Raw genomic sequence first — 18,680 nt, 5'->3', positions numbered from 1 at the left:
CTGAGCTCTCTCGGGAGAGGGCGGCAGATCAGTCAGTAGGTTTTTCTTCGGTCACCAGGTTCATAAAGACGTCCTCGAGGGTAAATTCCTGGGTCTTCAGTTCCAGGAGATCCCAACCGTGCTGGACAACGCAGCGGGCCAGTTCCGGGCGCACTTCGTAATCCAGGTCCGCCTCCAGGGAAAAAGAGCCGTCGGCTTCGGAGAGGACCGTTTTCACACCCCGTACGGCCTTGAGGGCGGCCTCTACCTCTGAGGTTGGTCCTTTGACGGACAGGTGCAAACGGGCGTCCCGACCCAACTGATTGGTCAGGTTGGCCGGGGTATCGCTGGCCACAATCTGTCCCCGGTTGATGATGATGACCCGCTGACAGAGTTGACTGACTTCGGGTAGGATATGACTGCTGAGAATGACCGTATGTTCCCCGGCCAACTGGCGGATCAGCTCTCTGATTTCTACAATCTGAGCCGGATCCAAGCCAATGGTAGGTTCATCCAGAATCAACAGCGGCGGGCGGCCCAGCAAGGCCTGGGCCAATCCTACGCGCTGCCGGAAGCCTTTGGAAAGAACAGCGATAAGTGTCTGCTTCACTTCCTCGAGGGAACAATCGCTGACAGCCCGGTCCACCTCCAACCGCCGCTGAGAGCGGTCCAGACCCTTGGCCTGGGCAACAAAATCCAAAAACTGGGCGACAGTCAGGTCCGGATAGAGCGGAACGTTCTCGGGCAGATAACCGAGGCAATGCCTGGCAGCCAAGGATTGGCTGATGCAATCATAGCCTTTCACCGACGCAGTGCCGGACGTGGGTGGCATGTAGCCGGCCAAGATTTTTAGAGTAGTAGTTTTCCCGGCGGCGTTCGGTCCTAGAAAACCGACGATCTCGCCATCCGCCACCTCAAAATTGAGCTGCTGGATGGCTGCAATTGAGCCATAATACTTGGTCAAATCTCTAACTGCAATCATAGTCGTTTAATTTGGGGATTGGGTTGATTCAAGGCTTGAAAGAAAGTAAATTAACTGATTAATATCATAACTCCGAGTTTTTGATTTCGAGATATCAATGGAAAATATTATATTATAGCACTGTCGATTAGATACAGATACCATTATCTTTTCTAAAAATCGAAACTCTAGCTTTTTATCATAACGTCTTTTTTCCTGCAACCCTAACCCTGCGTCCTCTACGTCTCAGATGTGAAAGAAAAAATTACCACCCTTTATCATATTCTTTATCAGGCCTATGGTCCCCAAGGTTGGTGGCCGGGAGACAGCCCCCTGGAGGTGGCGGTGGGGGCTATTCTGACCCAGAACACAAACTGGAAGAATGTTGCTACTGCCATTGCCCGGTTAAAACAGGCTGGTTTGCTGAATGCCGAGGCCCTGTTTGAACTGCCGCAGGAAGAGTTGGTGGAGCATATCCGGCCAGCGGGGTATTACAACATCAAGGCCAGACGGTTAAAGAGCTTCCTGGCCTTTTTGTTTTCGGCCTACGGCGGTTCCCTTGAGGAAATGGCGGCAGCAGAATTGGAAGAAGTACGCCAACAGTTGCTTGCCGTCAAGGGCATCGGGCCGGAAACCGCGGACAGCATCCTGTTATATGCCTTGGAAAAACCAATCTTCGTGGTGGACGCGTATACATTTCGCATCCTGTCACGCCACAACCTGATCAGCGATCCGAGTTCCTATGACCAGTTGCAGTCTATCTTTCTTCAGGCCCTGCCCCCGGATACCGCCTTATATAAAGAATACCACGCCTTACTGGTGCAAACCGGCAAGGACTGCTGCCGACCTCGCCCCCGTTGCGAGGCCTGTCCGGTTCAAGGGTTTCACGGTTGTCCCTGATAATGATAAAAAGTCATCCCTGAAAATCGTCGGGCAAGAAGACAACCTCGCGCTTCAGGTGAACATTGTGTAGCTTCCAGACGGCTTCCTGGATGTCGGCAACCAAGGTTTTCACCTGAATGGCGGTGGCCCGGCCACGGTTGATGATAAAATTGGCATGATGGGTAGAAACCTGGGCATCGCCGATGGTTTTGCCTTTGAATCCGGCCCGGTCGATGAGCCAGCCCGCCGGAGGACCCTGGGGCGGATTTTTAAAGACGCTGCCGCAAGTTAATTTTTCCGGCGGAAACTTGGCCTGGCGCTGTTGGATGATCCGGCGCAGGTTGGCCTGCAATTCCTTTGGTGGGGCTTGCGCTTGGAGGTGAAACTCCACTTCAACTACCAGCCACCGTGGAAAATTCAATAGATGCGACTGCCGGTAGCCTAACCCGAGTTCGCCTGCAGTTAAGGTTTTAAGCTCTAATTCCGGTGTTAAGACGGTTACACTCTTTAAGATGTCGGAAATTTCCCGGCCGGCGCCGATCCCGGCGTTGAGTCGTACGGCTCCGCCTACCGTGCCCGGAATGCCGATGAGAAATTCAAAACCCGTCCAGCCCCGTCGGGCCATTGTGGCCGCAAGACGGGGCAGATAGACTCCGGCCCCAACCATTACCGTATTCTGGCCGAACTTTAGCCATTGCAGCGATCCGGCCAGATGCAGCGTCAAGCCGGGCAGACCTGCGTCATCAATGAGCAGGTTGGACCCACGCCCCAGAAAAAATACTGGCCAGCCCTCACCCCGGGCTGCGGCTAGCATCTCTGCTGCTTCCTCAATGGAATGGGGCGTTAGCAGTCGCTCTGCCGCTCCGCCGATGCGCCAGGTAGTAAAAGGCGCCAGGAGAATGTGGTGAGCGGCCGGGAGGAGAATTTTTCTCAGTCGGGATGGGAGATCGGTTCGCAATTCCAAGACCTGAGGTTTCGATTGCACGTGTGGAAAACTATATACTCACTATAAGGTACAAAGGTCGTGTCCGTAAAGCAAGTTTTTATTTATTAAAGGGGAATTGCCTACGGCGGCGTCGATCAGGCCGCAAGGTTTCTCGGGTTGGCAGTGCGGCTAGACTTGCGATAGATGATAATCCTTGGTAGCATAATACCGAATTCGCTTAGGAGAATGGGGCCATCAATCAGAAAATAAGTTTCGGGTTCCGAATTGAACAGATGGGGCCAGCAAATCGTTGCGGACTTATTTTGATGGTTTGTGGGTGACTTAGAGATCATGAAAACGAGTAAGAGAAAGACTTTTGACAGGTGGGGAGGGTATTTCTCCGGTTATCTTTTGCCTGCCGTTCTGGTGGTAGGCTTGATCGTCGGAGCTGTCTGGATGGCTCGCACCTGGTTCGAAGGGACGCCGCCGGAAATCCAACTCCGTCCCGAGGGCAGTATGGTGGGGGCCTCTCAGGAATTCACCCTGGCAGTAGCCGATGCCGAAAGCGGTTTAAGTCGGATAAAAGTCCAGTTTCGACAGGGGAGTACTGAAAAAGAAGTCGTTTTCCAGAGCTTTCCTGGGAGGCGTTGGGGCAGAGGTGGTGACGAGCGGAAGGTGGAACTTCCTCTGATCCTGGAACCTAAGGCTTGGGGATGCCAAGACGGCCCGGCGGAGTTGATTATTCAAGCAAGGGACTATTCCTGGCGGGGTTGGTTCAAAGGCAATACGGCCAGCCTGACCCGCAAGCTTACTATCGACCTAACGCCCCTGCGCCTGACGTTTATCTCTATCAATGAGTTCATCAATCAGGGTGGGACCGGGTTGGTGGTGTATCAGATCAACAAACCGGCGGCCGCGAGCGGCGTTCGGGTGAACGGGGAACTTTTCCCGGGATTTCCTGCGCCTGGTGGCGATGCCGGACGTCGATTGGCTTTTTTCGCCGTCCCCTACCTGCTGCCCCAGCCCCTGACGTTGGAACTGATAGCGGCGGATCAGGGAGGGGCCGAGGTAAAAAACCGGGTTCACTATCGCCTCAAATCCAAACGCTGGCGCGCCGACCGGATTAATCTGTCTGACGCCTTCCTGAATCGGAAGATGCCAGAGTTTCAGGAGGTTGATCAGGAATTAAAGAATATTCAGAATCCCCTGGAGGTGTTCCTGCGTATCAACAGAGATGAACGGGAAAAAAATAACCGTCTGATCCAGGAAATCTGTAAGCAGAGCCAACCGGAGCGATTGTGGCAAGGAGCCTTTGTCCGGCTGCCCAATAGCAAGCCTATGGCTGCCTTTGCAGATCATCGCAGCTACATCTATCAAGGCCGGGAAATTGATCGACAGGTGCATCTGGGCCAGGACCTGGCATCATTGGAAAAAGCGCTCATTCCAGCGGCCAACCATGGTTTGGTAATATTCACCGGTCCTCTAGGAATCTATGGGCAGTCGGTGGTCTTGGATCATGGATGGGGCTTATGCAGCCTCTATAGCCACTTAAGTGAGATCAGAGTTGAAAAAGGGCAGAGGGTCAATAAGGGCGAAGTCTTGGGGCGTACCGGAGCCACCGGTATGGCTGGGGGCGACCACCTGCACTTCTCTGTCATGATACAGGGCAAATTCGTCAATCCGCTTGAATGGTGGGACCTGCATTGGATTAAGGATCAGGTGGAGCGTCAGTTGGCAGGGATCGAACCAGCCGTTGCGGCTACCGCTCAAACGGCGCCCCCCAAAGCGGCCAGAACCAAACCGAGGACAGCCAAGAAGAGGAACCGGTGAGGGTTTTGAACTTGTGGTTTCCGCCACCAGGTGGTTGACTTGAAGGGAATACTATATTCTAATCCGAATTAATCCAGAAAATCCACCAGAGCGTTTGCTGCGCCGGGTGGTGCAGGTGCTTACCGCAGGGGGTATCATTGCCTACCCCACGGATACCTGCTATGGAATCGGCTGCGATCTGTTTAATAAAAAGGCGATTGAAAAGATCTATCAATTTAAAAAACGCCCCTTGACCAAGCCGTTCAGTTTTATCTGTGCTGATCTGAAACATATCAGCGAATATGCCAAGGTGTCGAACTTTGCCTATAAGACTATGCGCCGCCTCCTCCCCGGACCGTACACCTTTATCTTGGAGGGCTCGCGTTTGGTGCCCAAGATCATGCTGACCCGCCGCAAAACCGCCGGCCTCAGGGTTCCGGACAACGCCATCTGTCTGGGTCTAGTGAAGCTGCTAGGTCACCCCATCATCAGCACCAGCGCCAGCCGGGAGGACGGCTCGGTTATGAGCGATCCTTATGATATCGCTGAATACTATAAGCCGCCCCTGGACCTGGTGATCGACGGTGGCGTCATAGCCCCGGCGCCTTCCAGCGTCATTTCGCTCATCGGCGATGTACCTGAAGTTATAAGGGAAGGTAAGGGAGAGGTGAGTGATTTTATCTAATGCCAGGGGCGTAGAGATAGGCGGGGACCGGATTGGATTCGGCCTGCCAGCGAGCGAGGATTTCCTCCGGATCATCACCGAACAGCAGGCCAAAGAGCGATAGTTTTTCCTTGGGCGGATAGACGGCCTCAACCTTTCCTTTGATGCCGCCCAAACGGCCGGCCAAATCGATGGCGTCCGGCAGATTGCCCAGAGCATCCACTAGACCGAGATTTTTGCCTTCTTCACCGGTAAAGATGCGACCGTCACCCACCTCTCGCACTTTATGGACCAGCATCCGCCGGCCATGGGCTACATCTCGGATAAACTGCTCATGCACGTTGTCTAGCAGACCCTGGATATATTCCTTCTCTACCGGAGTCATCGGCCGCAAGGGAGAACCGACATCTTTATATTTACCGGCTTTTAGATTAAACAGCTCAAGGCCTATTTTGCTCAGGAGCTGTTCAACGTTGGTGAAATTCATAATCACCCCGATGCTGCCGGTCAGTGTGCCGGGGTTGGCCATGATGATATCAGCACCGGAAACGATGTAGTATCCTCCCGAAGCAGCAACAGTTCCGAGGGAGGCCACCACCTTCTTTTTTTCCCGGGTCCTTATCACTTCCTCCAGGATTTCCTGCGACGGACCGACCGCTCCGCCGGGAGAATTGACCCGAACTACGATGGCCCTGATTCTGTTGTTTTCTCTGAATTTCTTAAGGTGATTGAGGGTGGTTTTGGCATCGCGGATGAGGCCGCTTACTTCCACCACCCCGACTCTGTCGCCTTTGGCCAGCGGTAGGCTATCACCCGCCAATGGCAAGACTAAGAGGGCGACGCCGATGAAAAAGAGGATAACGGCGCCGAGCAGTAGGAATACTGATATGAGGGAGCGCTTGGCCATACTTCTGATATTGATAAGCTATTCTTTTTCTTCGGTTTCTTCCAGACGGCGCAATTCGCTTTCCTCCAGCCGCTCCTGCAACAGTTCGCCCAAGGGTGTTGTGGCCTCCTGTCGCGAATGGAGATAGTCCCGATAGACCGTATGTTCCTGGTCAACTTCAAGCTTCCGGATGCTTAATCCAATCTTGCGGTCTTTAGGGGAAACATTGATCACTTTGGCGGTGACCATATCGCCGACTTCGACTTGGGCCGCCTTGTTTTTATCCCGGCTCAATTCCGAGACGTGAATCAGCCCCTCGATTCCTTCCTCCAGTTCGATGAAGACGCCAAAATCGGTCTTGTTGGTGACCAATCCGGAAACTGATTTACCTACCGGATAGCGCTGATCAATGGTTTTCCACGGATCTTCCGCCAATTGCTTAATCCCCAGGGAAAAGCGCTCATTTTCCTTGTCAATCTTGAGCACTTTGGCCCGCACTTCTTGGCCTTTTTTAAATATTTCAGAAGGGTGTTTAATCCTCCTGGTCCAGGAGATGTCAGAGATATGCACCAATCCATCGATGCCCTCGTCAATGCCGATAAATATCCCGAAGTCGGTAATATTTTTGATTTTTCCTTCGATAATAGTACCTTCCGGGTACTTCTCGCCGATGATATCCCATGGATTGGGTTCCACGTGTTTCATGCTCAGAGATATCCGCTTTTTCTGCGGGTCGATATCCAGAACTTCGGATTCAACGATATCATTGACGCTGACAATCTTGGAGGGATGACGGACTTTCTTCGTCCAGGACATTTCTGAAACATGAATGAGACCCTCTACTCCGGGTTCAAGTTCGACAAAGGCACCGTAATCGGTCAGGCTGACCACTTTACCCCACACCCGCGCCCCGATGGGATATTTCTCGGTGGCCATAAGCCAAGGGTCTTCAGTCAATTGTTTCATTCCGAGGGAGACTTTTTCATTTTCCCGGTCGAAATTTAAGATCTTGACCTCGATGGGGTCGCCTACGTGAAAGACCTCGGAGGGATGGCCGATGCGTCCCCAGGACATGTCAGTAACATGCAACAGACCGTCGATGCCACCCAGATCAACGAAGACGCCGTAGTCAGTGATATTCTTTACCACCCCGTTGACAACTTTGCCTCCTTCTAACATGGCTAGCGTGGCCGACTTCTGCTCGGCCCGCTCCTTCTCCATGATGATCCGACGAGACAGGACAACGTTGCGACGTTTCTTGTTGTACTTCAAAATCTTAAATTTGAAGGTCTGGCCGATGAGGCTGTCGATATTGCGCACCGGTTGGAGATCGACCTGCGAGCCGGGCAAAAAAGCGCTCATGCCGCCCAAGTCTACCGATAGGCCGCCCTTTACCTTGGCAGTGATAGTGCCTTCAATCTCTCCATCTTCTTGGTAGGCGGAGCTGATCTCTTCCCAGATCTTGATTTTTGATGCCTTTTCTTTGGACAGTAGGATGATATCTTCTTCATCGTCCCGTCTCTCCAGCAGCACATCGACCTGGTCACCCACAATAGCCGTATTCTCGCCGTTGGGTCCGATAAATTCGTGTATTGGGATATGTCCCTCGCACTTGTAGCCGATATCGACGATAACATAATCTTTATCGACGGCGACAATTCGACCGCTCACCACTTCACCTTCTTGATATTGCTTCAGGCTCTCTTCGTACAGGTCAGGCAATTGATCAAAACCGCTGGCGCTGTCCTTGCCCTCTTCTAATTCAATAACTTCCTGATCGAAGCCCGCTGCGGTTTCACGCTGTTCTTCTTCCGCCGCTGGGGTTGTTTGGACAGCGTTAGACGCCGTCTGTTCTTCAGTTAAGTTAACATTATTATCCGAATTCATTCCCACCCCCTGAACCTATATTTTTCAACCCGTAAAGGTTTTTTCTCTCTGATGCTCAGATAATCTTCTTTTCGCGGGGTGTCCTTACCCCTTACCCCTAACCTGTTTTTATACAAGGCTGAATGAGGTGAAGGCAGATATCTTCCACCCTTTTTAGATCATAAGCCGTGCTATCAATGTAGTGGGCTCCGGGCGGCATGGATAAAGGGTCTTCCACCCGTTCCCGATCACGCCGGTCTCTTTGGGCTATATCTTCCAGGATCGCATTTTCCCTTAATGTATTGCCCTGGTTCTGAAGCTCTAACCACCGGCGATGGGCCCTGACTTCCAAAGAGGCATCCAGAAATATCTTCACCTCGGCCTCGGGGAAGACCTTGGTCCCCATATCACGCCCCTCGGCAATAACCCCTCCTGACCCAGCTATCTGCCGCAGCCGGTCATGCACCCATTGCCGTACCGGCCGCAACGTGGCAACCTGAGAAGCGATCCGACTTACTTCCGGATCTCTGATGCCAGCGGTAATATCTTGGCCCGCAACAAATAGTCTGAAACCCTCGTTCTTAGAAACGACCTGAAGCTGAAAGGTTGCCAGAAAATCTTCAAGCCCTTGCGAGTTCCTTAAAAACTGCGGCTGGCGGACCGCCATCAGAGCTACAGCCCGATAAAAAGCGCCGCTCTCCAAATAGAGCAGGTCCAATCGACCGGCCAGCCTTTTAGCTATACTGCTCTTACCGGCGCCAGCAGGGCCATCAATAGTGACAATGACTCGCCGGGGCTGGTCAGGCGGCAAACCCTAAAACCTTTTTGAAAGCCTGCATAAACCGCTGGTTCTCTTCCGGCAGCCCGGCATTGATCCGGATGAATTCCGGTAGCTGATAGCTGGTCATAGCCCTGATAATCACCCCTAGCCGCAGCATCTGTTCGTAAACCTCGCGGCTGTCGCGACCGAGGTGAATGAGCAGAAAATTGGCCTGAGAAGGAAGGTAGCGGATGCCTAGGCGGTCGAACTCCTCATAAAAATAGGCCAGACCGGCTTTGACTAATTGCCGGGTGCGGGCCAGAAATTCACTATCGTCCAGCGCCGCCACGGCAGCGGCCTGAGCTAAAGAATTAACGTTGAAGGGAGAGCGCAGGCGATCCAGGTAAACGATCAGGCGGCTGGGCCCATAACCGTAGCCGATACGCAATCCAGCCAATCCATAGGCCTTGGAAAAAGTGCGCAATCCGATGAGAGGCCGATCTTCCCGAAGATATTCCAATCCCGTGGGAACTTCCGGATCATCGACAAAATCAATATAGGCCTCATCTACCACCACAATCACCTGGGTTGGCAGGGCGGCGAGGAAGTCCTCCCATTCAGCCCGATGCACCACCGTGCCGGTAGGATTGTTCGGATTATTGACGATTATTATCCTGGTACGACTGGTGACCGCCTGTGCCATAGCCGCAAGGTCAAGGCGGAAATCCTTGAGCGGGACTGGGCGGAAGACGCCGCCAGCCCCTTGAGTCAGCAGGCCATACATGAGAAAAGACGGAGCGGCACTGATAACTTCCTCGCCCGGACGTAAAAAGGCCCGCATGATAAATTCGAGGATTTCATCTGAGCCGTTGCCGCAAATGAGCTGTTCCGGCAGTACCCCGAGATGGCGACTCAACCGTTGCCTGAGATAATAAACGTTGGCGTCCGGATAACGGTGCAGCCTGCCGATATGGTCGGTTAATGCCCGTATCGCTAGAGGAGATGGACCGAGAGGATTTTCATTGGAAGCCAACTTGATGGAATCAGTTATACCTAGTTCTCTTTCTAATTCCTCAAGCGGTTTGCCAGGCGGGTATGCCGCCAAGGTCGCAATGTAGTCAGGCACCAAAGTTTCAAACATAGTTTTAAAGAGATGACTGAGGGGGCCAGCCGTTTCGCCAACGGATCCCGTCCCATGAACCGCAAGAACTGAATGACTGAGGGTGGGTGCTTCCTTTTAAGGGTGGGGGAAAGTAGCTTAGCGATTTCTCTAATTATATTATTAAAAGCTCGATCGGTTAACCAAGAGATTGGCGCTGTGTTGGCATTCGCAGTTTTTGATGCCAGCATAACCCTTAAAAAAGCACAAACGACTCATTCCCTTTTGGGCGTTGCCCCATGTAGTGAAAATATGAGTATGTATAAACCAGACGCCTTAAAAAATCAACAGGTTTTTCATTATTGTTCCGTCCGGCGCCACCTTATATAAAAACAGTGAGCAGTGAGCCGTGAGCCGTGAGCAGCAAAAACATTATTGTGAGCAGCCGCCACGATTCTGTTTTCATGCTTCGTTGTGTTCGGCAGAACATGAGCACTTATATAAAAACAGGTTATAGGTAAGGGGTAAGAGGTAAGAGGTAATGACTCCTGGCAATCCGCTGGAAGTCGACTGTTTTCATGCTTCGTTGTGTTCTTGAGAACATGTGCACTTATATAAAAACAGTGAGCGGTGAGCAGTGGGCGGTGAGCGGTAAGCAGAAAAAAAAATTATTGTGAGCAGCCACCACGATTCTGTTTTCATGCTCGGTTGTGTTTCTCAGAACATGATGACTTTTGGCAGTCGGTATAAATATAATGAAAAGTTCGTTAGTGGTCAGTTTCTATCTTTTCCCTGGTGATTGTGAGCTTTGCGCTTGACTCTTCCAGATGAGGTATTGACGATACCAAAAAATTTTATATAATTCAAATTTTATCTTTTTGCAAGGACCTAAACTTTATGGCAGAACTGGCCCCTTGGCGGGCGCTTTATTATAATCCGGCAAAGATTTCGGATCTGGCTCAAGTCGTCACTCCTCCTTATGACGTTATCACCCCGGAACAGCAGGCCTTCTTTTATGATCGACATCCTTACAATGTCATCCGTCTGATCCTGCCGCGTCCCGAGGTTGGTGGGGCCGGGCCTGATTCACAGTATCTTCAGGCGGCGGCGGATTTTTCCGCCTGGCGTCAGAACCAGATCTTGATCAGGGATGGAGAGCCTTCTCTCTTTTTTTGGGAAACTGACTTTACCCTGGAAGGGAGAACGCATACCCGGCGGGCTGTTGTAGGACTGCTTCGCCTTGAATCTTTTGAGAGCGGTGTTGTTCGCCCTCATGAAAAGACCTTCTCGGCTGCCAAAACCGATCGATTCAAGCTGATGCAGCAGGTGCGGGCTCACCTCTCGACGGTGTTTGCCCTCTATCCCGATAAAGAGGACAGAGTGCTGGCCGGCCTGAAGCAAGGACTTACCGAGGCCCCCATGTTTGCCTTCGAAGACTATGAAGGTTCTCAGCAGCGTTTGTATCGTGTCGCTGATCCCCATGCCATCCGGGCCGCCTGTGACGCCATGGCGAATCTCCCTATTTTCATTGCCGATGGCCACCACCGATATGAAACCTCCCTGGCCTATCAGACCTGGCTCAAAAAGCAATTTCCACAGGCGCCGCCACGGGCCAGTTTCAATTATGTCCTCATGTACTTAAGCAACATGATGGATCCGGACCTGGTTATCCGGTCAGCCCACCGCCTGATTGCCACAGACCGGGTGCCGCACTTTGACGAAGAAAGTTTGCTGGCCCAATTGCCGAAGTACTTCGAGGTGACCTCCCTGGCTCTGGACCAGAAACCTCTGTCCGCCAACACGGCTGGGTTGGGGGAAGCCCTGCGCCAGGCCGGTCGGCTCGGCACGGGTTTCGCAATGGTAACTCCATCTAGGAGGGCATTTATCCTGCAGCTCAAGCCCGGCGTCATGAACAGCCCTTTGACGGCGCACATGTCCCCGGCTCTCGCCAAACTGGATGTCGTAGCCTTGAACTTCCTCATTTTTGAGAAACTGATGCACCTGAGTTCTCAAATACAAGATGACAAAGAAACCTTCAGTTACGCCAGCACGGTGGCCGGAGCGTTGGCAGCGGTAGAGCAGAGCCCGGTGAAGTTGGCTTTCCTGCTTAATCCTACCCGGATTGAGCACGTTCAGGAAGTAGCCAGCGCCGGTTTGATTATGCCGCGCAAATCCACGTATTTTTATCCCAAGGTGCCGGTGGGACTGGTAATGCATCCCATCGATCCTAATGAGGAAGTCGGCCTCTGATTGCCAGACCCGATGAACCGATCCAGCCGGATGAAACTCTGGAGCCTTTCGGGCAGGGGCGGTTATGGGTTATCCAGAAAAAACAGGGATATCGATTTTCGCTGGATGCAGTGCTGCTATCCGGCTTGACTGATCTGCGTGAACCAGAGAAGGTCGTAGACTTGGGTGCTGGCTGCGGCATTCTTGCTCTGTTGCTGGCCTGCCGGTTCCCAAACTCTTCTTTCGTGGGAGTAGAGTTACAGCCCAGTTTAGCCGCCCTGGCCGTTCGCAATGTCCGGTTAAACGGCTTCGAGGGGCGCATCGAGATTGTCCAAAGCGATATGCAATCCCTCCTCCAACTCTACCCGCCGAGTTCCTTTGAGGTGGTAGTGAGCAACCCTCCCTATCGGCCGTTGGCCAGTGGTCGCCTTAACCCCGCCGCCGAAAGAGCTATTGCCCGGCATGAACTTCAGGGCTCCTTAGAGTTGACGGCTCGAATTAGCCAGCATCTGCTGGGGTACGGAGGGCGCCTCTATCTCATCTACCCAGCCAGGCGACTGGTACACCTCTGTAGGGGGTTGCGGTTGCACCGATTGGAGCCGAAAAAAATGCGCCTGATTCATTCACTGCCGGGGGAGGAAGCCAGTCTGGTCTGGATAGAGGCCCGCAAAGGCGGTCGGGAGGATCTGAAGGTGTTGCCGCCTCTGGTGATTTACCGGGGGCCGGGGCACTATTCGCCTGAAATGGAGAAGATCTTTGCCTATTGGTCCCGATTCGCCGAAAACTGCCCTTACGCTTGCAAGTACTAAACATTATATATTACAATGCTAGCCAAAGAGAGGGGCTGCAATTTTCCTCACAAGACAACAAGAGAAAAAGTTGCAGATGAGGATCTCTTACCATTACTGACGGGGAGTGAGCCATGTTGCACCACGAGGCAGATCATCGAGCTAACCATTCCCAACCGAATCAGACCACTAAGAAAAAGGAGCGCATCTTAGTTGTTGATCAAGATGCCCTAACGTGCGATTTCCTTGCCAATATCATCAAACTCCTCGGCTGCGAGTTTGAAATAATCAATAGTGCCGACGAAGCCCTGGAGATATTGGAGAAAACCGCCTTTGATCTTTTGATTGCCGATTTTCACCTGCCGAACAGTAAGCAGCTTTTGGAAACCAGCCTGCAAAAGCACCCCCAACTTCAGACCATATGTATGATCCAACATCGGCAGATCTTCTTTGAGGCTTTACGTCTGCCGGGAGCGGCCTTTGTCCCGAAGCCCTTTAACTTTGACGATATCGTCCAAAAGATTCATCAGGCTATACATCATAAGAATCTGCAGCAGATTGAGAACGATTTCCGCCGCCTGCGCCAGGAGTTCTTCCGGCTCTAGAGCAGCCTTATGGCATCAGGGACTGTCTTGGTTATTATGAGCTCTTTTTTTCAGGTGAACGCCACAATTGATGGGATTCTAGACGTGCCAAATTTTTCAGACGGCCTGCAATATTTCAACCTGCTCGAATCGGCGGCACTGGCCAGATAAGGTATCATTCGGTAACATGCCCATCGCAGCCGCCATAGTTCCTCCTAGCCTATGATTGCCAAGGTTAAAAGCGGCTCGCTACGCGGGGTGGATGGTTTTCTGGTGGAAGTCGAAGTGGACATTGCCTTTGGCATGCCAGCTTTTACCACCGTGGGTCTGGCGGAAATAGCCGTCAAAGAGAGCAAGGACCGGGTTAAAGCGGCCATTAAGAATTCCGGCTACCAATTTCCTAGCACCCGGGTGACCATTAATCTGGCACCGGCGGACGTACGCAAAGAGGGCACCGGTTTCGATCTGCCCATTGCCCTGGGTCTGCTTGCGGCTCAAGGTTTGGCGCCCCAAGAAAACCTGGATCGATACCTGCTCTACGGCGAGGTTTCCTTAGACGGACGCCTGAAAGCCACCCGCGGCGTGCTGCCGGTGGCCTTGGCCTGCCGACAGGCGGGGTTGCAGGGATTGATCATCCCTAAGGACAATGCCCGCGAAGCTGCGGTAGTCAAAGATCTGACAGTGTATCCGGCGGAAACCCTGCCGGAGGTGGTGGAATTTTTACAGGGTAGATTAGACCTGATCCCCGAACCGCCGCCACAGGTGGAATTAGCGGCCCCGGATGGCCAGGAAGTTGACTTTGCCGAAGTCAAGGGCCAGGAACAGGTGAAACGGGCCATGGTGATTGCCGCGGCCGGGGGACACAACGTGTTGATGATGGGTCCGCCAGGTTCGGGTAAAACTATGCTGGCCCGCCGGCTGCCGACGATCCTGCCTCCGCTCACCTTTGAGGAGGCCCTGGAGACCTCGAAGATATATAGCATTGTAGGGCTGCTGCCGCCCGGGCGGGCGCTCTTGACCAACCGGCCCTTTCGTCCCCCGCATCACACGGTCTCCGATGCCGGCCTTATCGGCGGGGGGCGCATCCCTCGCCCCGGAGAAGTCTCCCTGGCTCACAATGGCGTGCTCTTTTTGGATGAACTGCCGGAATTCAAACGTCAGGTGTTAGAGGTACTGCGCCAGCCATTGGAAGAAGGCTATGTCACGATCTCTCGAGCCAGCAGTTCTCTCACCTATCCGGCCCGCTTTATGTTGGTGGCAGCCATGAATCCCTGCCCCTGTGGTTTTCTGGGTGATGCCAAACGCCCCTGCCGCTGCACACCCAATCAGATCCGAGCCTATCAGACCCGCATCTCCGGTCCCCTCCTGGACCGCATTGACATTCAGGTCCTGGTGCCGGCCGTTCCCTTTCAAGATCTTGCTGCCGGATCTGAGGGGGAAAGTTCGATTGTCTTGCAGCAGCGCGTCCTGGCTGCCCGCTCCCGGCAGACTTGCCGTTTTAGCGGCAGCCGGGTTCACTGCAATGCCCAGATGCCTGTGCGCCTGGTCAAACAATACTGCACCCTGAAACCCGAACCTCGCCGACTCCTGGAGCGGGCCATGGAACGTTTGGGATTATCGGCCCGGGCCTACAACCGCATCCTCAAGATCTCCCGGACTATTGCCGACTTGGAAGGGGAGGCGGAGATTCAAACCCCGCACCTGGCCGAAGCGATTCAGTACCGGAGCCTGGATAGGTCATTTACCGCCTGAAATTTTATATCCTGCAGCCAAGAGAACTCCAGCCGGAGGTTGAAGCCTTGCCTGCCATATCATAATGGCGCGGGTTATTGCAGGTCGGCTACCAGGACGACGAATACCCCGTCGCCGTAGCCCGCGCGCGCCGGCTCCAGTGTAGTGATTAGCGGTATGTCCTGAAAAATGGTCTGGCGGATTTTGGGGTCTGAATAGCCGAGTTCACCCAGCCATCTTAGAACTTGAGAAACCCTCAGGAACCTCGCCTGCCGGAAAAACCGGCTCTGGGCCTGGTGCGCCTGATATAACCGGCCTAAAGGGCTGTCGGGATCAATCATGCCGATGATCAGACGCCCCTGGGGTTTCAGGACTCGCGTGGCCTCACGCAGGGCCAGCGGTGGATCTTGCAGGAAACACAAGACCGTGATCATCAGGACCACATCAAAGGATCCCGGAGCCAGTGGCAGGGCCTCGGCATACCCCTGGATGACCTCGATACCCCGCTTCCCGGCGATCTCGGCCATGGCCCGGGCCGGCTCGACTCCTATTTCAATTCCTAAGGGCTCGGCAAAACGTCCGGTCCCAACGCCGACTTCCAAAGCCCGGCCGTTAAGAGGCAGGAAGGATTTGACTGCGGCCAGCTCTGAATGGTAGACCGACTCATGCTGGACAAACCAGTCGTCGTATTCCTGGGCATATCGGTCAAAGGCATTCATTCTAGTACGGACCTAAACCGCCAAGGTTTCTAAAAAAGTCGCCAGGCTCGCCGGGTCTTCGACGTTGTGGAAATGAAAAGGTTCATCCTTAGGGATGATCTTGCGTACCAGGCCTTTAAGCACGTTTTTGGGACCTACTTCCACCCACCGCTCCACCCCGCCGCCTCGCATGTGGTCTATACTCTGGGTCCATTTAACCGAAGAGGTCAACTGTCGGCACATGCAATCCCGAATGACGGCCGGATTACTCACGGGCTGGCCGGTGACATTGAGCAGCACCGGAATGCTCGGCGCCTGAAAGGTAAGGGTTGTCAGCAAAGCGGTAAAATCCGCCGTTGCTCCTTCCATGAGTGGAGAGTGCCAGGCGCCGGATACAGCCAGTGGGATGGCGCGGACCCCGGCCTTTTTGGCCATAGCCATGGCTTCGGCGATCTCCTCTTTTGCACCGGAGACTACTAATTGTTCCGGAGCGTTATAATTGGCCAGGGCAAAGCGCCCGCCTAACGTCAAGGGGGTCAGCAGCTCTACGGCCTGGACAATGGGCAGGCCAACGATGGCGGCCATGGCCCCCGGATATTTTTCGGCCTCCCGATGCATCAACTGGCCGCGTCGTTGTACCGCCTTTAAAGTGTCGGCCTCGGAGAGCACCCCGGCGGCATAGAGGGCGCTGTATTCCCCCAGACTGTGTCCGGCGACAAAGTCGGGTTGCACCCCTGCCCGCTTAAGTGCCCGGTAAAGGGCCATATTCAACATGGTAACAGCCGGCTGCAGATTAACGGTCTGGGTCAATTCTTCCATCGGGCCCTCAAAACACAGTTTTCTCAGCGGCAGGCCGGTAATCTCCTCGGCTTGGGCAAATAATTTTTGGGCTTCGATATCACTTTCATATAGGGTCTTTCCCATTCCCACATATTGGGATCCCTGGCCGGGAAATACCATGGCAATCTTTTTGGACATAATCACCTCATAGATTAGAATATGCTTCTGCCTCTCAAGCGTCTGTCTTGTTGCCCCTCACCCTGAACCCTCTCAATTGAGGCTAACCACTACCCACTGCTCCCCGTCCTTGGGCTCTAATGCAATAGCCCTGTGTCCCGACGTTCTCGCATCGCCTCTGCTACTGCGTCCTGTTCTGCCGAGGATATCTGTTCCCGGGGCAGTATCCGGTCGATGATCTCTTCCATACGGGTAAGCAGGGGCCGGAGTGTCCCGCCGTCCAGGGCGGAGATGGCTACGCCATTATGTCGGCGGCATTGCCATTGAGCTATTTCGGGCGCTATCAGGTCTATTTTATTAAAGACCTTTAAGACCGGTTTATCGCTTAACTCCAGGGAGGCGAGAATTGTGTCGACGGTCTCCATCTGTTCTTCAAAGCGTGGGTTGCTGAGATCGATGACGTGCAGGAGGAGATCGGCGTCCTCGAGTTCCTCCAATGTGGCCTTGAATGCTTCGAGGAGGTCTTTGGGCAGGTCACGGATAAAACCGACAGTATCGGTGATGATGACTTCACGTTCTTTCGGAAAGCGCAGACGCCGGCTGGTGGGGTCCAGAGTGGCGAAAAGGCGATCCTCCGCCAGTACCTCGGCTCTGGTGAGGGTGTTGAGCAGAGTGGACTTGCCGGCGTTCGTATAACCGACGATGGAAATAATGGGGAGACCCTGGCGCTGCCGGGGACCCCGCCGCACCCGTCGCTCGTCCCGCACCTGGTCCAGTTCCTGGGCGAGTCGATGCAGGCGCTCCCGCACCCGACGGCGGTCGATCTCCAGCTTGGTCTCGCCAGGCCCCCGGCCGCCGATGCCGCCGGTCAAACGCGAAAGGGCATCGTCCCGTTTCCCCAGGCGGGGCAGCAGATATTTTAGTTGGGCCATTTCTACCTGCAACTTGCCCTCGCGACTCCGGGCCCGTTGGGCAAAGATATCCAAAATAAGCTGGGTTCGGTCAATGACCTTGAGTTCAGTGAAATCTGTAATCGACCGAACCTGGGAGGGGTTGAGATCGGCGTCAAAGATGAGCAGCTCGGCGTCCATTTGCAGGGCGCGGATCACCAATTCCATAAGTTTACCCCGGCCCATAAGGAAACGGGGGTCAATGCGCTGGCGCTGTTGCAGGATGACCTCCACCACGTTCAACCCTGCCGTCCTGGCCAACTCCCGCAGTTCCAACAGAGAATCTTCTGCTGTCTGTCTAGGTCTGGTGGTGACGCCGATGAGTATGGCCCGTTCCCGCCGGTCATGTTCGGTGCCGCTATGACCGGCCCTGGCCAATTCTTCCTCCAAAGAGCGGACAAACGCGGCAAAATCCATGTCCAGATGGGCTACGTGGTCTATGGTGATAAACCCCCAGTCCCGCCCTTCAAGCCGTTGCGGCAGCAGATAGGCCCCATGCAGGTGGCCGGGGAGGCCTGACGGCAAGGTTTCCAGAGCGGCGATACAGTCCAGGCGCAGCAGGGCTAGATCCATGAGGTCGTCCTGATTTAAAGGTTCGGCATTGAGGTGGGTGTGAATTAACCGCAGACCCTTCAGCCGCCATCCGGTCTGCCGCTCTCGCTTTAAGGGAGGGATCACCAGACCTTTACGGTCGCCGACGATCACCATGGCCACTGTCCCCTGGCGGTCCACCAGAATGCCAACCTGCCGCTTGATATCACCGGTAATTTCGGTAAGTTGTCGGGCTAATTCAGGTGTAATCAGGCTGGTCGGGGGGATTTTACGCCGGTAAAGTCTTTCCAGATGCCTGAGTTGCTGGGGCTTGAGACCGGCAAGATTTCCTTGAACCCGATCGATAACAGACTCCTTCTC

The 18,680-nt window shown here is 53.9% G+C and carries 16 protein-coding genes; 7 read left to right on the top strand and 9 right to left on the bottom strand.

Annotation, left to right across the window (positions count from 1 at the left end):
* Positions 1 to 28: 28 nt before the first annotated feature.
* Positions 29 to 961, bottom strand: coding sequence for an ABC transporter ATP-binding protein (locus DESAC_RS00150; protein ID WP_013705044.1), 933 nt, complete (start codon positions 959 to 961; stop codon positions 29 to 31).
* Between the two features lie 231 nt (positions 962 to 1,192).
* On the opposite strand from DESAC_RS00150, the gene DESAC_RS00145 reads away from it, so the two are divergent.
* Positions 1,193 to 1,840, top strand: coding sequence for an endonuclease III domain-containing protein (locus tag DESAC_RS00145; protein WP_013705043.1), 648 nt, complete (start codon positions 1,193 to 1,195; stop codon positions 1,838 to 1,840).
* A 13-nt stretch (positions 1,841 to 1,853) separates the two neighbouring features.
* On the opposite strand, the gene murB is transcribed toward DESAC_RS00145, so the two are convergent.
* On the bottom strand, positions 1,854 to 2,807 hold the full coding sequence (murB, locus tag DESAC_RS00140) for a UDP-N-acetylmuramate dehydrogenase (protein ID WP_013705042.1): 954 nt from the start codon (positions 2,805 to 2,807) through the stop codon (positions 1,854 to 1,856).
* Between the two features lie 291 nt (positions 2,808 to 3,098).
* Between murB and DESAC_RS00135 the strand changes: the two genes are divergently transcribed.
* Positions 3,099 to 4,577, top strand: coding sequence for a M23 family metallopeptidase (locus DESAC_RS00135; RefSeq protein ID WP_083800148.1), 1,479 nt, complete (start codon positions 3,099 to 3,101; stop codon positions 4,575 to 4,577).
* A 55-nt stretch (positions 4,578 to 4,632) separates the two neighbouring features.
* Positions 4,633 to 5,241, top strand: a complete 609-nt coding sequence (locus DESAC_RS00130; RefSeq protein ID WP_013705040.1) for an L-threonylcarbamoyladenylate synthase — start codon at positions 4,633 to 4,635, stop codon at positions 5,239 to 5,241.
* Here the strand turns inward: DESAC_RS00130 and sppA are convergent.
* From sppA to hisC, 4 genes are all read right to left on the bottom strand, one after another.
* On the bottom strand, positions 5,234 to 6,127 hold the full coding sequence (sppA, locus tag DESAC_RS00125) for a signal peptide peptidase SppA (RefSeq protein WP_013705039.1): 894 nt from the start codon (positions 6,125 to 6,127) through the stop codon (positions 5,234 to 5,236). The genes DESAC_RS00130 and sppA overlap by 8 nt on opposite strands.
* An 18-nt stretch (positions 6,128 to 6,145) precedes the next feature.
* Entirely contained in the window at positions 6,146 to 7,993 is a 1,848-nt protein-coding gene (locus DESAC_RS00120; protein WP_013705038.1) for a 30S ribosomal protein S1, read from the bottom strand.
* A gap of 97 nt (positions 7,994 to 8,090) precedes the next feature.
* Entirely contained in the window at positions 8,091 to 8,783 is a 693-nt protein-coding gene (gene cmk / locus DESAC_RS00115; protein WP_013705037.1) for a (d)CMP kinase, read from the bottom strand.
* Positions 8,773 to 9,858 (bottom strand): histidinol-phosphate transaminase, encoded by a 1,086-nt coding sequence (gene hisC / locus DESAC_RS00110; protein WP_218915696.1) that lies wholly within the window; start codon positions 9,856 to 9,858, stop codon positions 8,773 to 8,775. Before hisC ends, cmk begins: the two co-directional genes overlap by 11 nt.
* Positions 9,859 to 10,728: 870 nt before the next feature.
* Here hisC and DESAC_RS00105 point away from each other — a divergent pair.
* The 4 genes from DESAC_RS00105 to DESAC_RS00090 all read left to right on the top strand — a co-directional run bounded on the left by DESAC_RS00105 (position 10,729) and on the right by DESAC_RS00090 (position 15,184).
* On the top strand, positions 10,729 to 12,081 hold the full coding sequence (locus DESAC_RS00105; RefSeq protein WP_013705035.1) for a DUF1015 domain-containing protein: 1,353 nt from the start codon (positions 10,729 to 10,731) through the stop codon (positions 12,079 to 12,081).
* A gap of 110 nt (positions 12,082 to 12,191) precedes the next feature.
* On the top strand, positions 12,192 to 12,869 hold the full coding sequence (locus tag DESAC_RS00100; RefSeq protein ID WP_052301855.1) for a tRNA1(Val) (adenine(37)-N6)-methyltransferase: 678 nt from the start codon (positions 12,192 to 12,194) through the stop codon (positions 12,867 to 12,869).
* A 113-nt stretch (positions 12,870 to 12,982) separates the two neighbouring features.
* A complete protein-coding gene (locus DESAC_RS00095; protein ID WP_013705033.1) occupies positions 12,983 to 13,453 on the top strand; it encodes a response regulator in 471 nt (156 codons plus the stop codon).
* 201 nt (positions 13,454 to 13,654) lie between these two features.
* Complete coding sequence (locus DESAC_RS00090; protein ID WP_013705032.1) at positions 13,655 to 15,184, top strand: YifB family Mg chelatase-like AAA ATPase; 1,530 nt, start codon at positions 13,655 to 13,657, stop codon at positions 15,182 to 15,184.
* Positions 15,185 to 15,258: 74 nt separating this feature from the next.
* On the opposite strand, the gene DESAC_RS00085 is transcribed toward DESAC_RS00090, so the two are convergent.
* The 3 genes from DESAC_RS00085 to hflX all read right to left on the bottom strand — a co-directional run bounded on the left by DESAC_RS00085 (position 15,259) and on the right by hflX (position 18,665).
* Positions 15,259 to 15,882: a class I SAM-dependent methyltransferase gene (locus DESAC_RS00085; protein WP_013705031.1), complete on the bottom strand. Its 624-nt coding sequence runs from the start codon at positions 15,880 to 15,882 to the stop codon at positions 15,259 to 15,261.
* 12 nt (positions 15,883 to 15,894) lie between these two features.
* Positions 15,895 to 16,839: an ACP S-malonyltransferase gene (gene fabD / locus DESAC_RS00080; RefSeq protein ID WP_013705030.1), complete on the bottom strand. Its 945-nt coding sequence runs from the start codon at positions 16,837 to 16,839 to the stop codon at positions 15,895 to 15,897.
* Positions 16,840 to 16,955: 116 nt separating this feature from the next.
* The gene (gene hflX, locus DESAC_RS00075) at positions 16,956 to 18,665 is read right to left on the bottom strand and encodes a GTPase HflX (RefSeq protein ID WP_013705029.1); all 1,710 of its coding nucleotides are present in this window, start codon (positions 18,663 to 18,665) and stop codon (positions 16,956 to 16,958) included.
* Positions 18,666 to 18,680 lie beyond the last annotated feature (15 nt).

This window comes from Desulfobacca acetoxidans DSM 11109 (genome assembly GCF_000195295.1).
GTDB lineage: Bacteria > Desulfobacterota > Desulfobaccia > Desulfobaccales > Desulfobaccaceae > Desulfobacca > Desulfobacca acetoxidans.
The sequence above is the reverse complement of the archived record's forward strand: the minus strand, read 5'-3'. Positions and strand labels throughout refer to the sequence as shown.